The sequence below is a fragment of the Candidatus Accumulibacter propinquus genome (assembly GCF_056856495.1).
Genome location: NZ_JBSEHC010000003.1, coordinates 1335776 through 1352064 on the forward strand (window position 1 = coordinate 1335776; position 16289 = coordinate 1352064).

At 63.6% G+C, this 16289-nt stretch carries 12 protein-coding genes; 9 read left to right on the plus strand and 3 right to left on the minus strand.

What is annotated here, in order from left to right; genetic code table 11:
- Nucleotides 1-58: 58 nt before the first annotated feature.
- From AC15MQ_RS11930 to AC15MQ_RS11965, 8 genes are all read left to right on the plus strand, one after another.
- Nucleotides 59-1498, plus strand: coding sequence for a DUF3300 domain-containing protein (locus AC15MQ_RS11930; protein ID WP_287652506.1), 1440 nt, complete (start codon nucleotides 59-61; stop codon nucleotides 1496-1498).
- Nucleotides 1499-1534: 36 nt separating this feature from the next.
- Nucleotides 1535-2476: a DUF2950 domain-containing protein gene (locus AC15MQ_RS11935; protein WP_483080236.1), complete on the plus strand. Its 942-nt coding sequence runs from the start codon at nucleotides 1535-1537 to the stop codon at nucleotides 2474-2476.
- A gap of 155 nt (nucleotides 2477-2631) precedes the next feature.
- Nucleotides 2632-3165, plus strand: a complete 534-nt coding sequence (locus AC15MQ_RS11940) for a septation protein A (protein ID WP_287652508.1) — start codon at nucleotides 2632-2634, stop codon at nucleotides 3163-3165.
- Nucleotides 3165-3467: a YciI family protein gene (locus tag AC15MQ_RS11945; RefSeq protein WP_483080645.1), complete on the plus strand. Its 303-nt coding sequence runs from the start codon at nucleotides 3165-3167 to the stop codon at nucleotides 3465-3467. The genes AC15MQ_RS11940 and AC15MQ_RS11945 overlap by 1 nt, the downstream gene beginning before the upstream one ends.
- Nucleotides 3464-3781 (plus strand): BolA family protein, encoded by a 318-nt coding sequence (locus AC15MQ_RS11950; RefSeq protein ID WP_287652509.1) that lies wholly within the window; start codon nucleotides 3464-3466, stop codon nucleotides 3779-3781. The genes AC15MQ_RS11945 and AC15MQ_RS11950 overlap by 4 nt, the downstream gene beginning before the upstream one ends.
- Nucleotides 3782-3837: 56 nt before the next feature.
- The gene (locus tag AC15MQ_RS11955) at nucleotides 3838-4644 is read left to right on the plus strand and encodes a peptidylprolyl isomerase (RefSeq protein WP_287652510.1); all 807 of its coding nucleotides are present in this window, start codon (nucleotides 3838-3840) and stop codon (nucleotides 4642-4644) included.
- 169 nt (nucleotides 4645-4813) lie between these two features.
- A complete protein-coding gene (locus AC15MQ_RS11960) occupies nucleotides 4814-5836 on the plus strand; it encodes a cytochrome-c peroxidase (protein ID WP_332336964.1) in 1023 nt (340 codons plus the stop codon).
- On the plus strand, nucleotides 5833-8427 hold the full coding sequence (locus tag AC15MQ_RS11965; RefSeq protein WP_483080237.1) for an EAL domain-containing protein: 2595 nt from the start codon (nucleotides 5833-5835) through the stop codon (nucleotides 8425-8427). Before AC15MQ_RS11960 ends, AC15MQ_RS11965 begins: the two co-directional genes overlap by 4 nt.
- 34 nt (nucleotides 8428-8461) lie before the next feature.
- On the opposite strand, the gene purL is transcribed toward AC15MQ_RS11965, so the two are convergent.
- On the minus strand, nucleotides 8462-12481 hold the full coding sequence (purL, locus tag AC15MQ_RS11970; protein WP_483080238.1) for a phosphoribosylformylglycinamidine synthase: 4020 nt from the start codon (nucleotides 12479-12481) through the stop codon (nucleotides 8462-8464).
- A gap of 114 nt (nucleotides 12482-12595) precedes the next feature.
- Here purL and AC15MQ_RS11975 point away from each other — a divergent pair, with 114 nt between their 5' ends.
- Nucleotides 12596-14107: an NAD(P)H-hydrate dehydratase gene (locus AC15MQ_RS11975; RefSeq protein ID WP_483080239.1), complete on the plus strand. Its 1512-nt coding sequence runs from the start codon at nucleotides 12596-12598 to the stop codon at nucleotides 14105-14107.
- Nucleotides 14108-14240: 133 nt separating this feature from the next.
- Here the strand turns inward: AC15MQ_RS11975 and AC15MQ_RS11980 are convergent, their stop codons facing one another.
- Nucleotides 14241-14909 carry a discoidin domain-containing protein gene (locus AC15MQ_RS11980; protein WP_483080240.1) on the minus strand — a complete coding sequence of 223 codons (669 nt, stop codon included), beginning with the start codon at nucleotides 14907-14909 and terminating at the stop codon, nucleotides 14241-14243.
- A 332-nt stretch (nucleotides 14910-15241) separates the two neighbouring features.
- Nucleotides 15242-16240: a patatin-like phospholipase family protein gene (locus tag AC15MQ_RS11985; RefSeq protein ID WP_483080241.1), complete on the minus strand. Its 999-nt coding sequence runs from the start codon at nucleotides 16238-16240 to the stop codon at nucleotides 15242-15244.
- Between the last annotated feature and the right edge of the window lie 49 nt (nucleotides 16241-16289).

The window sequence follows — 16289 nt, forward strand, 5'->3', positions numbered from 1 at the left end:
TCGTCTTTTGGCGGTCAGTTCATTTTGTGAAGCTTCTTTCTGTGTTCGAGGATGATTGATGACATCAACACCTGCCCGATCCTGTGCGCTGTTCATGGCACTCATGCTTGCCTTGTCGCCGGCTGCGGCGCAGCAATCCCCATCGACGGTTTCGCCCGCGTCGGCCGCCGGCGGTCCGGCAGCGAACACCTTCTCGCAGCAGGAACTCGATCGCCTGCTGGCCCCGGTTGCGCTGTATCCCGATCCCTTGCTGGCGCAGGTGCTCATGGCGTCGACTTATCCCCTCGAGGTCGTCGAGGCGGCTCGCTGGGCCAAGGCCAATCCCAAGGTCACCGGAAAGGCGCTCGAGGATGCAATGGCCAGGCAGTCGTGGGATCCTGCCGTCAAGTCGCTGGCCACCGTGCCGCAGGTGCTGCAGCAGATGAACGAGAATCTCGACTGGACCCAGAAGTTGGGAGACGCGTTCCTTGCGCAGCAGCAGGACGTGATGAACACGGTGCAGGGTCTGCGTGCCAGAGCCGATGCCGCCGGCAATCTGAAGTCCTCGCCGCAGCAGGTGGTGAAGACCGAGAAACAGGGTAGCCAGACGATCTACGTCGTCGAATCGCCAAAGCCGGACGTGGTGTATGTGCCGACCTACAATCCGGCGGTGGTGTATGGGACCTGGTGGTATCCGACACCGCCATACGCCGTGTACCCGCCGGCCTATGTCTATCCACCCGGCCTCGCATTCGCGACCGGCGTTGTCGTCGGCGCGGCGATCTGGGGTGCCTGCAGCTGGGGTTGGGGGCGCAGCAACGTTGACATCAATGTCAATCGCTACAACTCGTTCAACCGCACGAATATCAGCAGCAGCAACTGGAATCATAATGTCGAGCACCGTCGTGGGGTGGCCTATCGGGACCAGAATGTTGCCCGCCAGTACAACCGCGGCAGCAATGCACAGGCCGCCAAGGCGCGCGAGGATTTTCGTGGCCGCGCCGAGAGCGGACGTTCGGAACTCAAGGGCATGGATCGGGGCGAACTCGACCACCGCGTCAAGGACGCCGATCGCGGAGCACGGGAAAACCTGGGTGGCCGAGGCGATGCGGGGCGGGCTGATGCCGGTCGAGCCGAGCCCAGGAGCAGGGATCGCGGTGAAGTGAGCAACCGCATGCAGAATGGCGAACGTGGCAGCGGTGCATCGGGGCGAGACCGCGGCGACGCTGGCGGCGCGCAGAATCGTGCCGCCGGCATGCACGACCGTTCGGCTGGTGGAGGTTTCTCCGGGGTGGGCAATGGTGCGTCGACGCGTGAGGCGAGTCAGCGCGGCAGTGCCAGCCGGGCGGATGCAGGCGGTCGGGGAGGCGGTGGCGCAAGCTTCGGCGGTGGGGGGGCCGGTCGGGGAGGTGGTGGCGGAGCCAGTTTCGGCAGTGGCGGCGGCCGGGGAGGTGGCGGTGGCGCAGGCTTCGGGGGAGGTGGCGGTGGCCGAGGTGGCGGCGGGCGTGGCGGCCGTTAATCCCCTTTGACCATCACTTTCTGCGGAGAAACGATCATGAAACTGAAGAACACGATGAAGGCGATCGCGGCCGCCCTGCTGATCACGATGGCCCCAGCGATCAACGCGGCACCGCCGGCAGCGGCGGCACAGACGGTCGTGCACCAGAGTTTTGCCACGCCTGAAGATGCCGCACGCGCGCTGGCGGACGCGGTGCGTGCGCAAGACGTCAAATTGCTCCTGAACGTCGTTGGCCCGGCATCCCGGAGTTGGCTATCGAGCGGTGACGAGGTTGCGGATCGGGAAAGCTGGCGGAAGTTCCTGGTCGATTACGATCGCAAGCACAGCATCAGCCAGGTGGCCGATGGCCGGGCGATCCTGCTGGTCGGCGACGGTGACTGGCCGTTCCCGGCGCCTCTGGTGCGCCAGGGTGATGGCTGGGTTTTCGATTCTGCGGCGGGTCGCGAGGAAGTCATCAACCGCCGGGTCGGCCGGAATGAGCTGGATGCGATCCAGACCCTGCTGGCCATCGTCGATGCCCAACGCGAGTATGCCGCGACTGACCCCGACGGCAATGGATCGGCGGACTACGCCCGGCGCTTCGTGTCGTCAGAAGGGACCAGGGACGGCCTCTTCTGGCCGGTCGAGGCAGACGAGCCGCCAAGCCCCCTGGGGCCGCTGGTCGGCGCCGCGACGCGCGAGGGCTATGGCAAGAAGGGTGGCCAGCCGCAGCCCTATCACGGCTATCGTTATCGCATGCTGACTGCGCAGGGCAAGGACGCCCCGGGCGGCGCCTACAGCTATCTGGTCAGGGATCGGCTGGTGGGCGGTTTTGCTGTCGTCGCGTATCCGGCAAAGTATGGGATCTCGGGTGTGATGACCTTCATCGTCAACCACGACGGTACGGTTTTCCAGAAGAATCTGGGCAAAGCCACCGAAGTGGAGGCGATCAGGATGCGCAGCTTCAATCCGGATGCCAGCTGGAAGAAGGTCGAGTAGGGTACCGGCCATTCTGCAGGGCGCTGATCGGCATCCTGCAGGATGCCGCCCTCTCTCCTTTGCGGCGCCTTGTGATCCGTTGTCCGTCACGCTTCGGCATGGACAGCGCCCTGTCAAATCGGCCATAATCGCGCCATCTGTCCACCGCCCCTGCCATGAAGTTCCTCTTCGATCTTTTCCCCGTCATCCTGTTTTTCGTTGCCTACAAAGTTGCCGGCATCTACGCGGCGACCGGCGTGGCCATGGCGGCGACCTTTGCCCAGATCGGCTGGCTGTGGTTCAGGGGTCGGAAGATCGACACCATGCTCTGGGTCAGCCTGGTGATCATCACCGTCTTTGGTGGCTTGACCTTGCTTCTGCAGGACGAGGACTTCATCAAGTGGAAGCCGACGGTGCTTTACTGGGCGTTTGCGGCGGTGCTGTTTGGCGGCACCGTCTTCTTCAAGAAAAACCTGATGCGTGTGCTGCTGGCTGAACAGATGGAATTGCCTGACGTCGCATGGGCCAAGGTCAACTGGTCGTGGATCGGTTTCTTCGTCTTCATGGGGATCGCCAATCTGTTCGTGGCTTTCAACTTTTCCACCGACGATTGGGTCAACTTCAAACTGTTCGGTGCCACCGGGCTGATGCTGGCTTTTGTTCTCGCGCAAGGCTTGCTGCTGCAGAAGTACATCGAGGAGAAAGAATGATGTTCTACGCCATCGTCGGTGAGGATCGCCTGGACTCGCTGGTGCAGCGCCTCGCCGCCCGGCCGGCGCACGTCGAGCGTCTCAAGGCGTTGCAGGAAGAGGGCCGTCTCTTGCTTGCCGGTCCGTTTCCGGCCATCGACTCTCCTGATCCCGGGCCTGCAGGTTTTTCGGGAAGCCTGATCGTTGCCGAGTTCGCTTCACTCGAGGCCGCCCGATTCTGGGCCGATGCCGATCCCTATGTCGCCGCCGGAGTTTACGCGACGGTTGCCGTGAAGCCGTTCAAGAAAGTGCTTCCGGCGTGACTGCAAAGCACGCGGGGAGCACAGCCTGCAACGTCGAAACGATCATCCGGCAACGTCTCGCGGTCCTCGATCCGATTCGACTTGAAGTGATCGACGACTCGGCTCGGCACGCGGGCCATGCAGGTGCCAAAAGCGGCGGCGGGCACTATCGTCTGCTGATCGTCGCTGCCACCTTTGCCGGCCAGGCTCGGCTGGCTCGTCACCGCTTGATCCATGCCGCGCTTGGCGACCTGCTGCAGACCCGGATTCACGCCCTGAGTATCCAGGCGCTGACCGCAGCGGAAGTTGCATCGACGGCCGCGACGGTTTCCTGATCAGAATGCTCGACCGCTGTACCCCAATACCCACTCCAACAGAAGGAAAACCAGACATGCACAAGCTCTCCAAACTGGCCAGCGCCCTGCTGCTCGGCGCGCTCATCTCGCTCCCGGCGATGGCTGCCGAAAAAGCCAAGCCCGCGGCGACCGGGACCGTAGCCACCGTCAATGGGGTTGCCATTCCACAAAGCATCGCCAATGCTTTTGTCGCCGAGCAGAAGGCACAGGGCGCCCCGGATAGCCCGGAACTCAAGAAGGCGGTCCGCGAAGAACTGATCCGTCGCGAGTTGCTGGTCCAGGAAGCCAAGAAGCTGGGCCTCGACAAGAACCCCGATGTGGCGGCACAGGCTGACCTGGCACGGCAGGCAATCTTCATTCGGGCATTCGTCCAGGATTTCGTCAAGAAGCATCCGATCAGCGACGAACAGCTCAAGGCTGCGTACGACAAGATGAAAACCCAGATGGGCAACACCGAGTACAAGGTACGTCACATCCTGGTTGAACAGGAAGATGACGCCAAGACGATCATCGCCAACCTCAAGAAGGGTGCCAAGTTCGACGACCTGGCGAAGCAATCGAAGGATCCAGGTTCGCGGGAGAAGGGCGGCGACCTGGGCTGGAGCAGCCCTGCCAACTACGTGAAGCCGTTCGGCGATGCGGTCGGTAGTCTGGGCAAAGGGAAGTACACCGAAACCCCGGTGAAGACCGATTTCGGCTATCACGTCATCCTGCTTGAGGACAGCCGCCCGCTGACCCCGCCGCCGTTTGACCAGATCAAGCAACAGATCGCGCAGCGCCTGCAGCAGGAGCAACTGCAGAAATTCGTCGGCGAACTGCGCAGCAAGGCCAAGGTCGATTAGGACCCGCAGCCGCAACGGCACAGGCGCTGCACCGCGCGGCGTCGTTGCCATTGCCGGTCGACTTGGAAGAAGCATTGCAAGCCGCAGGCGAATCCGGGCACGTTTCAACGACAGGTGCAGGGAGGCGTGTCCGCGGTTGGCTGAAGCGGGATCGTAGGATGGTTCCGGGATGCGTCGGTTTCACCTGAGTCTGTACCTCGTTCTTGGCGTGCTCCTCGGCGGCGTCATATGGCTGTCCTTTCCAGCGGGCAAGCCGGCCCAGCCATCGCCCGGGGTGCCGACGACCAGTGGGAATTCACAAGAGGGCTTGTCGCCCATCCTGCTGCTGACGCCGCTCGCGGGTCTGCCACCCGAACGAGTGATGCTGGGTGAGCAGCTCTTCCGCGATAAGCGGCTGTCAGCCGATTCATCGTTGGCCTGCGTTTCCTGCCACGACCTCGGGCGGGGTGGCGTCGACGGCCGGCAGTTTTCGGTCGGCATCGGTGGGGCGATTGGCGGCATCAATGCCCCGTCGGTATTCAACAGTGGCTTCAGCTTTGCTCAGTTCTGGGACGGCCGGGCAGCCAGCCTGGAAGAGCAGGCGGCCGGGCCGATTCACAATCCTCTTGAAATGGGTTCGAACTGGGCGCAGGTGCTGCAGCGTCTGGGTGCGGATGCGCCTTTGCTCGAGCGCTTTGCCAATGCTTACCCTGATGGGCTTACGGCGGACAACATTGCCAATGCGATAGCGACCTTCGAGCGTTCGCTGGTCACCGTAAACTCGCGCTTCGATCGTTACCTGCGCGGCGAGCGGCAAGTCCTCACCGTGCTCGAAATAGACGGCTACCGGCGTTTTCGGGAGTTCGGTTGCATCAGTTGCCATCAGGGCGTATTGGTTGGTGGCAACATGTATCAGAAGTTCGGTGTTCTCGGCGATTACTTTGCCGACCGCACGACGACCCGGGAAGATCTCGGGCGGTACAACGTGACGAAACGCGACGAGGACCGACACGTATTCAAGGTGCCCAGCCTGCGCAACGTGGCGCTCACCGCGCCCTATTTTCACGACGGTGCTGCTTTGACCCTGGAGCAGGCGGTTACCGTGATGGCCCGCTACCAACTCGGGCGCGAGTTGTCGGGAGAGGACATCGAATCGATCGTCGCTTTTCTGGAGACCCTGACCGGCAGCCTGCCCGAAGCAGCGCCCCGATGACCTCTCAGGATCGTTTGGGCGAGGACAATCGGCGGGCCATCCTGGGGCTGACGCTTGCCGCGCTGATGGCTTTGGTCACCTGGCTCTTCCTGCAGGCCGACAAGGGGTCACCGGAGGAGCATTATCGCTACATGCAGGCGCTGCGTCGGACGCAGCAGGCCGATGTCGAGCTGAATGCCGCGGTCGTCGCCAGCTATGCAGATATTCTGCAGAATTACGATCCGATGGTTCGCCACATTGAGGAGATACGCAGGCAGCGGGCAAGTATCGTTGACCTGCCCATGTCGCTGCCGGCGAGTTACCGGGAACGTCTGGCGAAGCAGGTGAAAGCCCTGGTCGCTGCGCAGCAGCTCAAGGAGGTTGAGGTCGATCGCTTCCAGCGCGGCAACTCCGTCCTGCGCAATTCGGAGTTCTATTTCCCGCAGGCTGCCGAGAGCCTGCTGCGGCAAGTGTCGGTGCGAGGTAACGCCGACTTTGAGCGTTTCGTGCGCCAGATGCTGGCTTTCGGCCGCGGAGCCAATCTCCCAGGTGACGAGAGCATGCGTGCGCAGATGGCCCGTCTGAGCCAACTGGAGCTGCCCGTCGCGGCGCCTCTGTCGGTCGCGCAGTTGCTGGTGCACGCCGAGTTGATCGTCGAACGCCGCCCGCAGGTCAATGCGCTGGTGCAACAGATCATGCGTTCATCGACCACCAGCCTGCTTGAAGAGTTGACCGGCACCTATGTCGAGGGGCACGAGGAAGCCCTGCACCGCGCGGACCAGTACCGCCAATGGTTGTACGTGGTTTCGATGTTGCTGGTGGCGCACGCCGTCTACGCCTTGCTGCGCGTCGAACGTGGTCGGCGCAAACTGGCTGTCGCCCTGGTCGACCTGGCCGAACGCTATGCGGCGCAGCAACGGGCCGAAGCGAACTTGCGGCTGTACGGCACGGTGTTTACCCACGCTACAGAGGGGATGATGATTACCGATGCCGAGGCACGCATCGTCGCGGTCAACCCTGCTTTTTGTACGATTACCGGCTACTCGGCCAGCGAAGTCCTGGGACATACTCCGGCCATGCTGCGGTCCACAGAGCACGATCAAGCCTTCTACCGTGAAATGCGGAGGAGCCTGACCGACCACGGGCACTGGCAGGGAGAAATCTGGAACCGCCGCAAGAATGGCGAGGTTTACCCCGAATGGCTGTCGGTAGCGGCCGTGCGCGGGGTCGACGGCTTGTTGACCCACCATATCGGCGTGTTTACCGATACCTCGGAGCGCAAGCGGAACGAAGCGCGCATTCAGCACCTTGCCTACCACGATGCGCTGACCGGACTGCCGAATCGGCTGTTGATGGAAGACCGCATGGGTCAGGCGCTACTGAAGGCAAAGCGCTGCAATTGTGCGATGGCCGTCATCTTCATTGACCTTGATCGTTTCAAGAACATCAACGACACGCTCGGTCATGCCATCGGTGACGAACTGCTGGCCCAGGCCGCGGCGCGCAGCTTGTCGGCACTGCGCGGCAGCGACACGCTGGCTCGCCAGGGTGGAGACGAGTTCGTCGTGGTCTTGCCCGAACTTGAGCGCAGCCAGGACGTCGTGCCTGTGGCGCGCAAGCTGCTGGGTGTGTTGCGCCAGCCTTACCAGCTGGCGGGGCACGCGCTGACGGTTACTGCCAGTGCCGGTATCGCGCTTTACCCGGAGGATGGCGAGACGGTGTCCGACCTGCTGCGCAAGGCTGCCGCAGCCACCTATCGGGCCAAGGAGGAAGGATGTAACACCTTCCGCTTCTTCAGTGCGGAGACCAACACGGCTTCACTGGGAGATCTCCTGCTGGAACATGATCTTTACGGTGCGCAGGAGCGTGGCGAATTGCTGATGCTCTACCAGCCGAAGGTCGCTGCCGGAAGCGGCGAACTGGTTGGAGCGGAAGCGCTGATGCGCTGGAACCATCGCCAACAAGGGATGATTTCGCCTGCCCGTTTCATCCCGCTGGCTGAAGGCAATGGCCTGATCAGTGCCTTCAGTGACTGGGCGATCAGAAACGTTTGTGCTCAGCAGCGCGCCTGGATCGATGCCGGGTTGGCTGCCGTGCCGGTGGCGGTCAATATTTCGGCACAGCACTTTGCCCGCAACGACCTCCCCGACATGGTGGCGAAGGTTCTGGATGAATACGCCCTGCCGCCGCAGTTGCTGCAACTCGAATTGACCGAGTCGCTGCTGATGCGCAACGCGAGCCAGGCGGCAGCCGTTCTGCAGACGCTGCACGACATGCATGTCGAGACGGCGATCGACGATTTCGGGACGGGCTATTCGTCGCTGGCCTATCTGAACCAGTTCCGGATCCATGCCCTGAAGATCGACCGCTCGTTCGTCTGCCAGATCGGTGAGCAAGGGGAAACGACCAGGCTGGCCGCAGCGATCATCGCCATGGCGCACGAACTCAAGCTCGAAGTCGTCGCCGAGGGCGTTGAAACAGAGGCGCAGCGCGACTACCTGGTGAAGCACGGGTGCGATCAATTGCAGGGTTATCTGTTCGGTCGCCCGCAACCGGCCGAAGAACTTGCCCGACGGATGTTCGGAAAGGTACCCGAGCGCGTACCCAGTTAGCAGTGGACGCCGCTGCAACGCCCGTGGCCATCGTTTACCCCACCCATCGCCGCGCATTGCGGAACATGCGCAGCCATGGCGAATCGTGCCAGCCGCGCGCGTCCCAGTCGGCCGGGTGCCAGGACATCTGCACGCTGCGGAAGACACGCTCGGGGTGTGGCATCATGATCGTGAAACGACCGTCGGGAGTCGTGAACCCGTTAGCGCCGGCCGGCGAACCATTCGGGTTGTAGGGATAGACCTCGGTTGCCTGGCCGTGGTGGTCCACGTAACGCACGCTGACCAGCGCGTCGGCTTGCTGTGCCGGCGAAGCAAATACCGCCTGCCCCTCGCCATGCGAGACGACGACCGGCAGGCGGCTGCCGCCCATGTCGGCAAAGAGGATCGATGGCGAGACAGGGAGTTCGACCAGCGAGAGGCGCGCTTCGAACTGCTCGACGCGGTTACGCACAAAACGTGGCCAGGCATCGGCGCCGGGGATCATTTCTTTCAGGGCACTCATCATCTGACAGCCGTTGCAGACCCCGAGGGCAAAGGTGTCCGGGCGGTCGAAGAAAGCCGCGAAGTTGTCGCGTGCGCGTTCGTTGAAGAGGATGGTCTTCGCCCAGCCCTGACCTGCTCCGAGCACATCACCGTAGGAAAAACCGCCGCAGGCGACGGCGCCCTTGAAATCGCCGAGCGCGACGCGGCCAGCGAGAATGTCGCTCATGTGCACATCGATGGCGGCGAACCCGGCGCGATCGAAAGCGGCCGCCATCTCGACATGGCCATTGACGCCCTGCTCGCGCAGGATCGCCATGCGCGGCCGGGCGCCGGTGTGAATGAACGGGGCGGCGACGTCGACGGCGGGGTCGAAGCTCAGCGTCACCGACAGCCCCGGGTCGGTGGTGTCGAGAATGCGGTCGTATTCCTGCTGCGCACATTGTGGGTGGTCGCGCAACTGCTGCATGTGGAAACTGGTCTCCGACCAGGCGCGCTGCAGATCGATGCGCTTCTCGTTGAGCACGGCCCTGGCGTTGCGGATGACGCGGATCTGATCCCAGGGGTTGGGAGCGCCGATGAAGTGGCTGCAGGCGCCTAGTCCGACGGCGCGCAGAAGGTGCATGACCCGGTGGCGTTGGCTACGTCTAATCTGCACGACGGCGCCGGCTTCCTCGCAGAACAGCGCCCGCATCAGCAGTTCGAAGGAACGGCCGCCGAGCAGATTGGGGCGCTTCTCATTGCCGTCGACGTCGTTGACCAGCGGGTCGAAACACAGTCCGTCGGTATCGATCGAAACACCGCAGTGGGCGGCAAAAGCCATCTCGCAGATGGTCGCAAAGAGACCCCCGTCGGCGCGGTCGTGGTAGGCGAGCAGCAGATCCTCGGTGGCCAGTTGTCGCAGCGCGGCGAAGAAGGCGCGCAGGCGCTGCGGATCGTCGACGTCGGGCGCGGCGCTGCCGGTGGCGTTATAGACCTGTGCGAGCGCCGAACCGCCGAGGCGGTTGCGGCCAGCGCCGAGATCGATCAGCAGCAGGTCGGTTTCCCCGGCGTCGAGTACCAGTTGCGGGGTCAGCGTGCGGCGCGCATCCTGCACGCGCGCAAAGCCGGTGACGACCAGCGAGAGGGGTGAAACCACCTGTTTCTGGCGGCCCCGCTCCTCGCCATCGGTTTCCTGCCAGGCGCTGCGCATCGACAGCGAATCCTTGCCGACCGGAATCGCGACGCCGAGTTGCCGGCAGAGGTCGGAGACTGCCCGGACGGTGTCGAACAGGCGTGCATCCTCGCCCGGAAAGCCGGCGGCGGCCATCCAGTTGGCTGAGAGTTTGACATCGCCGAGCGTCGCGATGTCGGCGGCGGCCATATTGGTCAGCGCCTCGGCGACTGCCATGCGGCCTGAAGCCGGGGCATCGACGACGGCGACCGGCGTGCGCTCGCCGATCGCGAAGGCTTCGCCAAGGTAAGTGTCGAACCCCATCAGGGTCACCGCCACGTCGGCACAAGGCACCTGCCACGGGCCGACCATCTGGTCACGCGCGGTCAGGCCGCCGACGCTGCGATCGCCGATGCTGATCAGGAAGGTCTTGTCGGCGACCGCCGGCAGACGCAGCACGCGATAGGCGGCTTCCCCGAGGTCGACCGCAGTGGCATCGAAGGGCACCGTCAGCGCAGGCAGGTGTGCCGTGCTGCGCGTCATGCGCGGCGGTTTGCCGAGCAGTGCGGCCAGGTCCATATCGACCGGATGGTTGCCGAAATGACGATCGCTGACCAGCAGGCGCCTTTCGCTGGTGGTCACGCCGACGACCGCGAAGGGGCAACGCTCGCGCTCGCAGAGCGCCGAGAATTCCGCGAGGCGGCCTGGAGCAATGGCCAGCACGTATCGTTCCTGGGCTTCGTTGCACCAGATCTCGGCGGGCGACATGCCCGGTTCCTCGATCGGTACGGCGCGCAATTCAAAACGGGCGCCGCTGCCGGCGCCATGCGCCAGTTCGGGCAGGGCGTTGGAGATCCCGCCGGCGCCGACGTCGTGTATCGACAGGATCGGATTGCCGTCGCCCGGAACAGAAGCGTCCGCGGTCGGTGTGCCCATTTGCCAGCAACGGTCAATGACTTCCTGCGCCCGACGCTGGATCTCGGGGTTGCCGCGTTGCACCGAGGCAAAGTCGAGATCCTCGCTGTTGCTGCCGGTGCTCATCGAACTGGCGGCGCCGCCGCCAAGCCCGATCAACATTCCCGGGCCGCCGATCTGGATCAGCAGCGTGCCCGCTGGCAGCTTGTCGGCCTTGAACGACTGCCCGGCGGCGATGTTGCCGACACCGCCGGCGAGCATGATCGGCTTGTGGTAGCCGCGCATGACCTGATCGTCGCCGTGGCCGGTGAACTGTTCATAGGTGCGGAAGTAGCCGGCGAGATTCGGGCGGCCGAACTCATTGTTGAATGCGGCCGCGCCGATCGGTCCCTCGAGCATGATAGCCAGCGCCGAGGCGATGCGTCCCGGACGGCCATACGCGGCGCTTGGCATTTCCCAAGGCTGTGGAAAATTCGGGATCCTGAGGTTGGAGACCGAAAAACCGCAAAGGCCGGCCTTCGGTTTGGAGCCGCGGCCAGTGGCACCCTCGTCGCGAATCTCGCCGCCCGATCCGGTCGCCGCTCCGGGGAAAGGCGAGATCGCCGTCGGGTGGTTGTGTGTCTCGACTTTGGCAAGTATGTGCGTCTGCTCTTCCCGATAGCCGTAACAGCCGTCGGCACCGGGATGGAAGCGTGCGACCAGAGCCCCTTCGATGACCGATGAATTGTCAGAATAGGCGACGATGGTGCCCGCCGGGTGTGCCTGGTGTGTCTCGCGGATCATTCCGAACAGGGTTTCGTCGCGCATTTGTCCGTCGACGATCCAGGACGCGTTGAAGATCTTGTGCCGACAATGTTCGGAGTTGGCTTGTGCGAACATCATCAGTTCGACGTCGGTAGGGTCGCGCTGCGCCTGCAGGAAGAGATCGACGAGGTAATCGACTTCATCCTCGGACAGCGCCAGCCCCAGGCGCTTGTTGGCGTCAACCAGCGCTGCACGACCGCCGGCCAGCAGGTCGACACTGCTCAGCGGCTTCGGTGCAAAGTGACGGAACAGCTCGGCAACCTGAGCAAAGTCGCCGAGCACGGATTCGAGCATGCGGTCGTGCAGCAGGGCAGCGACGCGGCTCTGCTCGGTCGCCGACAAATGACGTCTGGGTGCGTGCAGCCGGTAGGCAATGCCCCGCTCGATGCGGATGATGGCGCGCAGGCCGCAGTGGCCTGCAATGTCGGTGGCTTTCGACGACCAGGGCGAGATCGTCCCGATACGCGGGGTGACCAGAAACAGTTCGCCGCCTTCCGTTTCGTCTTCCCGGCGCTCTTCGAGCAGCGCCGCAAGCTGGCGACGTTCGATTTCGCTGAGCGGCCGCCGGCAGGCGGCGAAGTGCCAATAGTCGGCGGCAGCGATGCGCGCTCCGGGAACGGCAATGGCCACCGCCTGCTGCAGGCTCTGCAGGCGGAAGGACGAAACGGCGGGAGCGCCGCGAAGAAAGAGGATATCGGCCATGGTGGGCTGCAGAGAAGGGCAGGCTGAGCTGCGTTGGCGGGAACAACGGTGAGGGGCGATTATAGCCGACGCAAAGGGCATGCAAAGTCGAGCCCGTTGGGCTAGGATCCGGCAATGAAAACAGCTCTCCGATCAGAAGCGCTCTACCGTGCCGCCGAGTTGCGCAGCATCGAGAGCGCCGCCGCCGATCAGCCGTTGATGCAGCGCGCGGGGCTGGCGGCGGCCGATCTCGCGACGGCCCTTTGTCGTGTCCAGGGGGCGCCGCTGTTGATCTTCGCCGGGCCGGGCAACAACGGTGGCGATGCCTTCGTCGCCGCACGCCACCTGCGCGAACGACGTTTCGCGGTGTATGTCGTTTTTGCCGGTGAGGGGAGTCGCCTGCCGAAGGATGCTGCCGCCGCGTACAAGCGTTTCATCGACGATGGCGGCAGCGTGCTCGAGAGCATACCTACGGGCCAGCGCTGGGCGCTGATCATCGACGGCCTCTTCGGAATTGGTCTGCAACGGCCGATCAGCGGACGTTACGGCGAATTCGTGTTGGCCGCCAACGCGCTTGCCGCCCGCGATCGCTGCCCGCTGCTGGCCCTCGACTGTCCCAGCGGGCTCGACGCCGATACCGGAAGACTCTGTGGCGCGACGATTCGGGCCAGCCACACGATCACCTTCATCGCCGGCAAGCCGGGCCTGCACACCGCCGACGGTCCCGATCACTGCGGCATCATTTCGCTGGCCGCGCTCGACGTCGACGCCGAGCGCCTGACGACGGCCAGTGCCCGGACAGTCGGCAGTGACCTGTTCATCGACTGGCTGCGTCCGCGCAGCAGGAACAGTCATAAGGGCAGCAACGGCAGCGCCGGCATCATCGGGGGCGCGAGCAGCATGGTTGGCGCCGCGTTTCTGGCCGGACGCGCAGCGCTGCGGCTCGGCAGCGGTCGCGTGTACCTGGGGCTGCTCGATTGGCAGGCGCAGGCGATCGACCCACTGCAGCCCGAACTGATGCTGCGGCAGCCCGACGCCCTGCTGGTTACGGCGCTGACCGCGCTGGCCTGCGGCCCAGGGATGGGCAGCGGCGAGAAAGCACCCGCCCTGCTCGAGCGCGCGTGCGCGCTCGACATCCCGTTGCTGCTCGACGCCGACGCATTGAACCTGCTGGCTGCGGATCACACCTTGCAGCAGGTGGTACCGGCACGCCAAGGGCGCGGCGCCTGTACGCTGCTGACGCCACATCCGACCGAGGCCGCGCGCTTGCTGGGCTGCGATACGGCACTGGTGCAGGCCGACCGTGCCGGTGCGGCGCTGCAGCTTGCCACCCGGTATCAGGCCCTGGTGGTGCTGAAAGGTTGCGGCAGCATCATCGCCACACCGGCGGGTCGCTGGTTCGTTAACACCAGCGGTAATCCCGGTCTCGCCACGGCCGGCACCGGCGACGTGCTCAGCGGCTTCGTCGTGGCCCTGCTGGCGCAAGGCTGGCCGGCGGTCGAAGCGGCACTGGCCGCCGTACATCTGCACGGCGCAGCCGCCGACGAGTGTGTCGCCGGTGGCTATGGGCCAATCGGGCTGACGGCCGGCGAACTGATCGACAGTGCGCGTGCCTGCTTCAACCGTTGGGTGGCGAATGGCCGATGAGGTCGCCGGTGTGGCTGCTGGTGCACCGGCGACCGCTTCGGCCTGAACCTGTCGCACAAGCAAAAACCGGGCTGCAGCGACCATGTCGCAGCAGCCCGGTCTTCAGTCCGGCCGTATACCCGCAGACTACAAATTACGCGGCTTTGCGGCGGCGGCTGCCCACCAGTCCGACGAGGCCAAGGCCCAGGAGACCCAGCATGGCGGGCTCGGGGACGTCGGCACTGTCGCGGAAGGCGACTTCGCCGATCGCGCAGGCCGGGAACGTACCGGGATCGGACTGCGGGCAACGCGACATGTCAAAACGAACGTAGCGTGCCGTCGCGCCCACGGAGAACACTTCGGCTAGGTAATCGGCCAGGGGGTTGTCGAACGGGGTCAGACCGCTGGCCAGTGACGTGAAGGTGGTGCCATCAATCGAGGTCCACAGGTCGAGCAGGCCGATACCCGAGGATTCTTCGTTCCACAGCGCCAGGCGGTCGAAGGAACGGACCGAGCCCAGATCGTAGGTGACAGTGGCAGTGGTGGTGCCTGAATTGCCGAACCATTCAAAGCCGGCGAAGATGGAGGTGTGCGTGGTCCCTGGCACGTAAGCATCAAAACTGGTTACGCCGCTGGTGTAACCCGCAGACAGACCGGCTTGGTTGAAGGTGTCGGCAATAGACCCGAAACCCGGACCGCCTGCGTCGATGGTGGCGCCAGTGGCACCGAAGATTGCGCCAGCGGCAGTCGCGTTCTGGACGGTGCCGGCGAGCGCCAGAGCGCCCAGCAAGAGTACTGCGGTGGAACTCAATTTCTTGTTCATGAGGATCTCCAAAAAGTAGTGTGACATATTCGATCAGACTGCTGCGCACTTGGCGAAACAACATCAGGGGGTGAGTCGATCAGGACTCGCAGGTCATGCCCCTCGTTGCGCCCATTCAGTCAAGGCACTTGGCCGCGGGTTTCGGGGTGAGCCCGCACACTTTCAAAACCTTGTGTAAATTATATAGCAAGAGGTGTGCCAGTTAAGTTTTAGCCAATTAAAGCTGATGCATAGCGATTGCCTGCGGAGCTTGGCCCGGTCGACTGTAAGTTTTTTCGACAGCTTTTAAGTCCCGGTCACGGGAGTGTGCTCCGTAGACGCCCAGCTGCCAATCAGCCAGCACCTGCGTCGTCCATCCGCTGGTCGGCGGTGAACATCGCCGCTGCTTCCTGCTGGCCGAGCTCGAAATAACGCTTTTGGGCGCTGCTGTCCTTGAGCGAAATGGTCATGCTTTCGAGGTCCTTCGGTCGCAGCACGTGCAAGGGCTTGGCGAAAAAACGCTTGCCGCCGATCTCGGCATTCTGTTTGCCCATCGCCTTGAGCATCTCGTTGATCAGGGTCGCCTGCGCGAAGATACGCGTGTTCGGCAGCGTGAGTTGCATGTCGCTGACCAGCAGGTGGGTATCGATGCTGTTGAACGGCAGAGTGAACGATTTCGAGCGGTAAAGTTTGTCAAGCTCGCGGTGATAGTCGTAGTCGGTGAAATCCACGGCGATGATCTCGTCCACCTGATCGTCTTCGAACAGCGTGCGCAGCGGCGTGTTGTCCAGATAGCCGCCCTCGATGTAGTAGTCGCCATCGATGGTGATCGCCTTGAAATACGGGATGGTGGTGATGCCGGCGAGGAAGGCGTCCATGAAGACGTCGAGACTGCCATCGTCGATGTTTTTGAGGATTTCATTGACGTTGAAGAAGCGCCCCCGCCGCTGGCTCAGATTGGTGGCGCGAATGTCCCAGCGCACGTGCTTCAGATTCTCGGCCAATAGCTCGCGGCGCCGCTGGTCGTCGAGCAGCAGCGACTTGCGGCAACTGTCCCGGTCGACGGTAAATAGATGCGTGCCGCTCGGTAACAACTGCGGACGTAAACCGAGAAAGTTGGAGAAGATATGGAAGATGTCGGTTACGCTGAGCCTGACCGTGCGCGTCAGGACCGGCGGCAATTCCTCGTTCTGCGAGTCCCACAGCAGGTAGTCGATGACGATGTTGTTGCCTGAGCTGGTCGAGCTGAGATGTACCACCGACTGCTGGTGCTGCTTCAACCAGACCAGCACACCTGCGGTATAGAAGCTTCGATAGCCGCCACCGGAGGCGACGAAACCGTATCTGGTCATGGTCATTCCCTGTGCGTGTCTTGCCGGGGTGTTGATGGGTTCACGTGCT

What these genes read in the sequence shown, in the direction of transcription:
- AC15MQ_RS11940 (WP_287652508.1), top strand. Translation starts at nt 2,632, where the DNA reads ATGAAGTTCCTCTTCGATCTTTTCCCCGTCATCCTGTTTTTCGTTGCC.
- AC15MQ_RS11930 (WP_287652506.1), top strand. Translation starts at nt 59, where the DNA reads ATGACATCAACACCTGCCCGATCCTGTGCGCTGTTCATGGCACTCATG.
- AC15MQ_RS11955 (WP_287652510.1), top strand. Translation starts at nt 3,838, where the DNA reads ATGCACAAGCTCTCCAAACTGGCCAGCGCCCTGCTGCTCGGCGCGCTC.
- AC15MQ_RS11945 (WP_483080645.1), top strand. Translation starts at nt 3,165, where the DNA reads ATGTTCTACGCCATCGTCGGTGAGGATCGCCTGGACTCGCTGGTGCAG.
- AC15MQ_RS11985 (WP_483080241.1), bottom strand. Translation starts at nt 16,240, where the DNA reads ATGACCAGATACGGTTTCGTCGCCTCCGGTGGCGGCTATCGAAGCTTC.
- purL (WP_483080238.1), bottom strand. Translation starts at nt 12,481, where the DNA reads ATGGCCGATATCCTCTTTCTTCGCGGCGCTCCCGCCGTTTCGTCCTTC.
- AC15MQ_RS11960 (WP_332336964.1), top strand. Translation starts at nt 4,814, where the DNA reads ATGCGTCGGTTTCACCTGAGTCTGTACCTCGTTCTTGGCGTGCTCCTC.
- AC15MQ_RS11975 (WP_483080239.1), top strand. Translation starts at nt 12,596, where the DNA reads ATGAAAACAGCTCTCCGATCAGAAGCGCTCTACCGTGCCGCCGAGTTG.
- AC15MQ_RS11965 (WP_483080237.1), top strand. Translation starts at nt 5,833, where the DNA reads ATGACCTCTCAGGATCGTTTGGGCGAGGACAATCGGCGGGCCATCCTG.
- AC15MQ_RS11935 (WP_483080236.1), top strand. Translation starts at nt 1,535, where the DNA reads ATGAAACTGAAGAACACGATGAAGGCGATCGCGGCCGCCCTGCTGATC.
- AC15MQ_RS11980 (WP_483080240.1), bottom strand. Translation starts at nt 14,909, where the DNA reads ATGAACAAGAAATTGAGTTCCACCGCAGTACTCTTGCTGGGCGCTCTG.